8 protein-coding genes and 1 pseudogene are annotated in these 6,950 nt (G+C 68.4%); 5 read left to right on the top strand and 4 right to left on the bottom strand.

Annotated features, from left to right (window positions below; translation table 11 throughout):
- Positions 1 to 143 precede the first annotated feature (143 nt).
- Positions 144 to 554, top strand: coding sequence for a DUF6491 family protein (locus PMI01_RS19460; RefSeq protein WP_007672868.1), 411 nt, complete (start codon positions 144 to 146; stop codon positions 552 to 554).
- 103 nt (positions 555 to 657) lie between these two features.
- Entirely contained in the window at positions 658 to 1,056 is a 399-nt protein-coding gene (locus PMI01_RS19455; RefSeq protein WP_007672867.1) for a YidB family protein, read from the top strand.
- Here the strand turns inward: PMI01_RS19455 and PMI01_RS19450 are convergent.
- A complete protein-coding gene (locus PMI01_RS19450) occupies positions 1,046 to 1,915 on the bottom strand; it encodes a 2-dehydropantoate 2-reductase (protein WP_007672864.1) in 870 nt (289 codons plus the stop codon). The genes PMI01_RS19455 and PMI01_RS19450 overlap by 11 nt on opposite strands.
- A 95-nt stretch (positions 1,916 to 2,010) precedes the next feature.
- Positions 2,011 to 3,051, bottom strand: coding sequence for a ribonucleotide-diphosphate reductase subunit beta (locus tag PMI01_RS19445; RefSeq protein ID WP_007672862.1), 1,041 nt, complete (start codon positions 3,049 to 3,051; stop codon positions 2,011 to 2,013).
- A 138-nt stretch (positions 3,052 to 3,189) separates the two neighbouring features.
- Here PMI01_RS19445 and PMI01_RS19440 point away from each other — a divergent pair, with 138 nt between their 5' ends.
- Positions 3,190 to 3,861, top strand: a complete 672-nt coding sequence (locus tag PMI01_RS19440; RefSeq protein WP_007672861.1) for a glutathione S-transferase family protein — start codon at positions 3,190 to 3,192, stop codon at positions 3,859 to 3,861.
- A 169-nt stretch (positions 3,862 to 4,030) separates the two neighbouring features.
- Here the strand turns inward: PMI01_RS19440 and PMI01_RS19435 are convergent, their stop codons facing one another.
- Together PMI01_RS19435 and PMI01_RS19430 are read right to left on the bottom strand one after the other, a co-directional pair.
- On the bottom strand, positions 4,031 to 5,122 hold the full coding sequence (locus tag PMI01_RS19435; RefSeq protein WP_007672859.1) for a glycosyltransferase family 4 protein: 1,092 nt from the start codon (positions 5,120 to 5,122) through the stop codon (positions 4,031 to 4,033).
- Positions 5,122 to 5,952 carry a UDP-2,3-diacylglucosamine diphosphatase gene (locus PMI01_RS19430; protein WP_007672858.1) on the bottom strand — a complete coding sequence of 277 codons (831 nt, stop codon included), beginning with the start codon at positions 5,950 to 5,952 and terminating at the stop codon, positions 5,122 to 5,124. The genes PMI01_RS19435 and PMI01_RS19430 overlap by 1 nt, the downstream gene beginning before the upstream one ends.
- 262 nt (positions 5,953 to 6,214) lie before the next feature.
- Here PMI01_RS19430 and PMI01_RS19425 point away from each other — a divergent pair, with 262 nt between their 5' ends.
- Positions 6,215 to 6,844 (top strand): TetR/AcrR family transcriptional regulator, encoded by a 630-nt coding sequence (locus tag PMI01_RS19425; RefSeq protein WP_007672855.1) that lies wholly within the window; start codon positions 6,215 to 6,217, stop codon positions 6,842 to 6,844.
- Positions 6,819 to 6,950 (top strand): annotated as a pseudogene (locus tag PMI01_RS28240) (hypothetical protein); the annotation flags it as partial. The gene PMI01_RS19425 and the pseudogene PMI01_RS28240, both read left to right, overlap by 26 nt.

The raw sequence follows: 6,950 nt of genomic DNA, 5'->3' as shown, positions 1-6,950 counted from the left end.
ACGAGCCGCAGGAGGATGAGGCCGTGGCGGACGCGGAAGCGGTCAAGGCCTAGGCCCGGCCCAGGTCTCGGCGACACCGTCGGTTGACTTCGGGGGGGAGAGGACCAATCTCTCTCCCGAGGGATTTTGCTAGGAAGACCGCCATGAACGCCAAATCCATGATCCGGGCCAGCCTGCTGACGACGGTCCTGCTGGCCGCCGCCGCGCCCGCCTTCGCCGACGCCGCCGCCAAGGACGCCGCCCCGCGTCCGGCCCGGACCTGCTTCTCGCTGTCGGACTGGTCGGGCTGGAGCGCCCCGGACAAGAACACCCTGCTGATGCGGGTGCGCAACCGCGACGTCTATCGCGTCGATCTCTCGCACGGCACCAGCCAGCTGACCTCGCCCGGCGTGCACATCGTCTCGGTGGTGCGCGGCAGCGACCAGGTCTGCGCGCCGATCGACCTGGACCTGCGGGTCTCCGACGGCAACTTCGCCATGCCGATCATGGCCAAGAGCATCACCCGCCTGACGACGGAAGAGGTCGCCGCCCTGCCCAAGCGCGACCGGCCGTAGAGCCTTTTCGAGCGCTCCACGGCCCTCATCGCACTGACATAGACCGCAGCTAGTCTTGGATTCCAGGCGCCCGCCACGGACGCCGCCAACTCGGAGAGCGTTCATGAGCTTGCTGGACAATCTGATGGGCGCCCTCGGCGGCCATGAAGGCGGCGCCGACCTGTCGGGGCTGATCGAGACCATCGGCGGCCAAGGCGCGGCCGGCGGCGTCGGCGGCCTGGTCGAGGCCTTCCAGAAGGGCGGCCTCGGCGCGGTGGCCCAGTCCTGGGTCTCCAGCGGGGCCAACCTGCCGATCTCGGCCGAACAGATCCAGGCCGTGCTCGGCTCGGGCGCGGTCGGCCAGTTCGCCGAGAAGCTGGGCGTCGATCCGCAGGTCGGCGCGGCCAAGCTGGCCGAACTGCTGCCGAGCCTGGTCGACAAGCTGACGCCGGGCGGTCAGCTGCCGACCGAAGGCCTGGGCGGCGCGGTCGGCGACCTGCTGGGCGGCTTCCTCAAGAAGTAGCCGCCTCCAGCAGGGCCACCACCATCGTATTGACCGGCGTGGCGATCCCGTGCCGGGCGCCCAGCCGCACGATCACGCCGTTGCGGGCGTCCAGCTCCATCGGCCGGCCGGCGGCGCGGTCGGCGTGCAGGGAATTGACCCCGTCGGTCGGACTGGCCCGATAGCCGGCCACCACGGTCTCGGGCAAGTCGTCCGGCAGGTCCGCGCCCTGGGCGCGGCCCACCGCCACGCATTCGCCGACCAGGGCCCGCATGATGTCGGCGATCGGCTCGCGCCGGGCGATGCCCGCCGGCTTCAGGGTCAGGGCGTTGACCGCCCCGGCGCAGTTGAGCGCCAGCTTCTTCCAGGCCGCGGTCCTGAAATCGGCCGTGGTCGACACGGCGATCGGCGTGTGGGCGAAGAGGGCGACGAAGGCGTCGCCGGCCGCGCCCTCCGGAACCAGGATCGTGCCATCCCGCCGTTGACGGATGCGGCCCGGCGCCGCGCGCTCGGCCGGGATGTCGACCACCGCCGGGGTGATCCGCGCCGGGTCGATGTAGGGCGTGAAGCGCTCGACATGCTCGACGCCGTTCTGCAGCACCGCCACCCGGGTGGCCGGCCCGACCAGGGCGGCCAGCCAGGCGCCGGTCGCGGCGGCGTCATAGGTCTTGGTGGTGATCAGCGCCCAATCGACCGGTGAGGCCTGGTCCGGCGCGGTCAGCACGCGGGGGTTGGCGACCAGCGGGCCGCCGGGCGTCTCGACCTCCAGCCGGTCGAAGGCCGTGCGCGCGCAGACCTCGACCGTCAGGGCCGGGTTCTGGGCCAGCCACGCGGCCACCGCGCCGCCCACCGCGCCCGGTCCGATCACCGCGATCCGCATGACATCTCTCCAGACAACCAGACCCAGGCAACCAGACAAAGAGACGCCGCCCTCTTGCGAGGGCGGCGGCATGATATCCCCGATTATCCCTGCTCTTATTCGGCCGGCAGGGTGTTTTCCGAGCGCTTGGTCAGCATGTTGTCGAAGCTCGACCACACGCCGTCGGCGCCGTGCCATTGGCCCTTGGTGGCGGCCTTGGAATATTCCGTGGCCCGGGCCTCGAAGAAGTTGGCGTGCTCCACGCCCGACAGCAGCGACTGCAGCCAGGGCAGCGGGTTTTCCTTGATGCCGTAGACTTCCGGCAGGTGCAGCTGGCGCAGGCGCCAGTCGGCGATGAACCGGATGTATTTCTTGATGTCGTCCGGGGTCATGCCCTGGATCTCGCCGGCCTCGAAGGCCAGGTCGATGAAGGCGTCCTCCATGGTGACCACGGTCTTGCAGCAGTCGACGATGTCGGCCGCCACGGCCTTGGTCACGCACTTCGTCTCGGCGTTGAACGCGTGGTACAGCTTGATGATGCCTTCGCAGTGCAGGCTCTCGTCGCGGATCGACCACGAGACGATCTGGCCCATGCCCTTCATCTTGTTGAAGCGCGGGAAGTTCATCAGCATCGCGAACGACGCGAACAGCTGCAGGCCCTCGGTGAAGCCGCCGAACATGGCCAGGGTGCGGGCGATGTCGGCGTTGGTCTCGACGCCGAATTTCTGCATGAAGTCGTGCTTGTCGCGCATGGCCTGGTATTCCATGAACGCGCCGAATTCGCTCTCCGGCATGCCGATGGTTTCCAGCAGCAGGGCGTAGGCCGCGATATGGATGGTCTCCATATTGGCGAACGACGACAGCATCATCTTCACTTCGGTGGGTTTGAACACCCGGCCGTAGCGTTCCATGTAGTTGTCGGCGACCTCGATGTCCGACTGGGTGAAGAAGCGGAAGATCTGCGTCAGCAGGTTCCGTTCCTTGTCGTTCAGCTTGACGGCCCAGTCCTTGAGGTCCTCGCCCAGCGGCACCTCTTCGGGCATCCAGTGGACCTGTTGCTGCTTCTTCCAGAACTCGTGGGCCCACGGATAGCGGAAGGGCTTGTAGGCGCCGGAGGGGGTCAGGAGGCCGGGCGTGGTGATCAGCTTGGCGGACATCGAGAGCGGGCTCCAGGGCAGGCGGACACGAATCGGACGGACGGTTACAGTTCCTTGGTAGCGCAGCACCGATGGCCGCATCTAGTGGTCAGTTGGTCGCAGTACACAACATGTTGTGGGCAGATTGGCTAACCAAAGATGAACCCAGTTTACACCATCTATGGCGCGCTTGGCTCGGGCTCCGTGCCGGTCGAGGCGACCTTGACCCTGCTGGGGCAGCCCCATGTCGTCGTCGAGGCGTCGACCTGGGAAGGCGAGGCCCAGCGGGCGAAGGTGGCGGGGGTCAACCCACTCAGGCAGGTCCCGGCCCTGGTGACGGCGGCCGGCGAGACGATCACCGAAAGCGCCGCCATCCTGATCTGGCTGGCCGACGCCCATCCCGAGGCCAGGCTGGCCCCTTCGCTCGATTCGCCGCTGCGCGCCCAGTTCCTGCGCTGGATGGTGTTCGTGCCGGCCGCGATCTACTCGCTGTTCTGGGTGCGCGCCGACCCCTCGCGGCTGGTCGGGCCGGACGCCGAGGCCCAGGCCCGGGTCCTGGCCGCCACCGCCGACCGCATCGCCGACTGCTGGGCGATGATGGAGCGCCAGATCACGCCCGGGCGGTACCTGCTGGGCGACGACCTGACCGTGCTCGACCTCTATGTCGCCGTCGCCAGCCGCTGGGGGCCGCGGCGGAAGCGGTTCTATGATGTCGCGCCGAGGATGGCCGAGGTGGTGCGCCGCGTCGACTCCGATCCGAGGCTGGCGGACTTCTGGGCCGAGCGGTTTCCGTTCGTCGAGGGCTGGGAGGGGCCGGGGGCGGCGGGTTAGGGGGCGTGAGATCACACCCGCTTGCCCCCACCTGACCGCTTCGCGGTCTGTCCGCCCCCATAGGGGGCGGAGCCCAAACTCTTCCCCCTATGGGGGAGGAGGGCCGTAGGCTCGGAGGGGGCAAGGGCGTGCGGTGAACCGGGGTGGAAGTTGAGCCTACGCCGCCGGCCTAAGCCGCCGGCCGCCGCCGCAGTCGCGCCAGCCGCCGCAGGCGTCGCCAGAATCGGGTCTTTTCCGGTTCGGGATAGGGCTGGAGGTTCTTGTAGAACTCCTCGGCGCAGGCGCGCCACGAGAAGCCCTCGGCGAACTTGCGGACCACGCCGTGGTCGATGTCCAGGCAGGCCAGGCAGGCCTCGCGCAGGCCGTCGGTCTGGCCCGGCGCCAGGGCCCCGGCCCCCGAGCCGGGGATGATGTCGATCGGCCCGGGGGCCGAGAACGCCGCCACCGGCACGCCGGCCGCCATGGCCTCGAGGATCACCAGGCCGAAGGTGTCGGTCAGGGACGGGAAGCAGAACACGTCGGCGCAGGCGAAGTAGCGGGCCAGCTCCGCGCCGAACTTGGCGCCGGTGAACACCACGTCGGGATATTTCTCGGCCAGCTCCTCGCGCTGCGGGCCGTCGCCGACGATCACCTTGGTGCCGGGCAGGTCCAGGCTGGCGAAGGCCTCGATGTTCTTCTCGACCGCCACGCGGCCGACATTGAGGAAGATCGGCCGGGCCAGGCCCTCGAACATGTCGGGCTCGCCCGCGACCCGGGGCCTGAAGACGTCGGTGTCGACGCCGCGCGTCCAGGGCGAGATGTTGCGGAAGCCATGGCGGATCAGCTCGTCGCGCATGGTCGGGGTGGCGACCATCAGCCGGCCCGACGGCTTGTGGAACCAGCGCATGTAGGTGTAGCCGGCCGACAATGGCAACGGGAGGCGGGCCGAGACGTATTCGGGGAACCGCGTGTGGTAGCTGGTCGTGAACGGCAGCTTCCATTCCAGGCAGATGCGGCGGGCGGCCAGGCCGATCGGACCCTCGGTGGCGATGTGGATCGCCTCGGGCTCGAACGACTTGAAGCGCTCCATCACCGGCTCATAGGCGCCGATGGCCAGCTTGATTTCCGGATAGGTCGGAAGCGGGAAGGTGGGGAACTGGTCGGGGCTGACGACGTCGACCTCGTGGTCCATGGCGCGCAGTTCGGCCATCACCTTGGTGAGGGTCCGAACCACGCCGTTGACCTGCGGTTCCCATGCATCGGTGGCGAGTAGTATCCGCATCAGGCGGCGGCAGGCTCCGCGATAGGGGGCTCGACGATGAGCGCCCGCGCCCGGTCGATCACCGACCAGGACCTAAGCTTGGACCATTCCAGGATTTCGAGCCGTCCGTCCATATGTTCCACGAGCGCGGTGCAGCTTTCCACCCAATCGCCGTCGTTCACATAGAGCACGCCGCCGATGTCGCGCATCTCGGCCTTGTGGATATGGCCGCAGATCACGCCATCGACGCCGCGGCGACGCGCTTCGTCGGCGACCGCGGCTTCGAAGTTCTCGATGAATTGCAGGGCGTTCTTCACCTTGACCTTCAGATAGGCCGAGAGGCTCCAGTAGCCGAAACCCATTTTCCGACGCGCGCGGTTGAGCAAGGTGTTCAGCATCAGGATGGTCCTATAGGACCAATCGCCGAGGAAGGCGAGCCACTTGGCGTGCTGCACCACCCCGTCGAACTCGTCGCCGTGCACCACCAGGTAGCGCTTGCCGTCGGCGGCCTCGTGGATCACGTCGCGCGCCACCACCACCCCGCCGAAGTGGGTGCCGCAGAAGTCGCGGACGCGGTCGTCGTGGTTGCCGGGCACGTAGATCACCTCGACCCCCTTGCGGGCCAGGCGCAGGATCTTCTGCACCACGTCGTTGTGGCTCTGCGGCCAGTACCAGCCGCTGCGCAGCTTCCAGCCGTCGATGATGTCGCCGACCAGGTAGAGCTTGTCGCACTCCACATGGCGGATGAAATCCAGGAGCAGCTCGGCCTGGCAGCCGCGCGTGCCCAGGTGGACGTCGCTGATGAAGATCGAGCGGTAGTGGCGAACGTCGATGTCGTTGTCGGTGACCATGGCTTGCCCCTCGCGCGGTTCCCAAGCAGCGCCTGTGCGGCGTTCGAGAACCGATCCCCCCGGACCAGCCCCACCCAGGCGAGCTTTCCGGCGATTAAGCTGATTGCATGTCGCTTTCGTGAAATGGCGGCGGGAGAGGGCGTGGCGCCGCGCCGCACCCAACGCCTGAAATTTCACCATCCGGCGAATCTTGTCGGCCTGGGTCAAGCTTTGGCCGCCTTGCGCTGTTGCGGTGCAACATCGGTTTCACTAGATCAGAACCATGGACGCCGCCCGCCTCGCCAAGGATACGCCCAAGTCGCTGAAGACCCGGGCGAGGATTCTCGACTGCGCCATGCGGCTGATTGCCGACATGGGCTACCACGCCGCCACCAACCCGGTGATCGCCGACGCGGCGGGCCTGACGCGCGGGGCGATGCTCTATCATTTCCCGACCCGCGAGGCCCTGGTCGAGGCGGCCGTGGCCCATGTCCAGGCCGAGCGCTCGACCCTGTTCCGCGCCGCCGCCGACACCCTGCCGCCGGGCGCCGACGTCACCGAGCACGCCATCGACAGCTATTGGGACCTGCTGCACAGCGTGCCGTTCATGGCCTTCGCCGAGCTGGAGGCGGCCGGCCGCACCGACCCGGCGATCCACGCCCTGCTGGCCCCCGCCCAGGCCGAGTTCGACCGCGCCCAGGCCGGCGACCATTTCCTGAAGATCCTCCACGCCGGGGCCGGCCCGCGCTTCCAGGCCAGCCGCGACCTGGCCCGCTTCATGCTCGAGGGCCTGGCGCGCTCGACCCTGACCTATGACAGCGACGGGCGGCGGGAGCGGCTGCTGACGCTGATCAAGCGGGCGACGCACATGCTGAACCGCAAGGGGGATGTGCAGGATCTGTGGCCGGATTAGGCGGGGGGGCGCCGGGAGTGAAGCCATAGGCTGTTTTCGACCCGTTGCCGACGCTCCTGTACCCCTCTCTCATGGAGAGAGGGAGGGGCCCGCCGCGAAGCGGTGG

Origin of the sequence: Caulobacter sp. AP07, assembly GCF_000281955.1 — a bacterium.
GTDB lineage: Bacteria > Pseudomonadota > Alphaproteobacteria > Caulobacterales > Caulobacteraceae > Caulobacter.
This window is presented reverse-complemented; position numbering and strand designations above follow the sequence as displayed.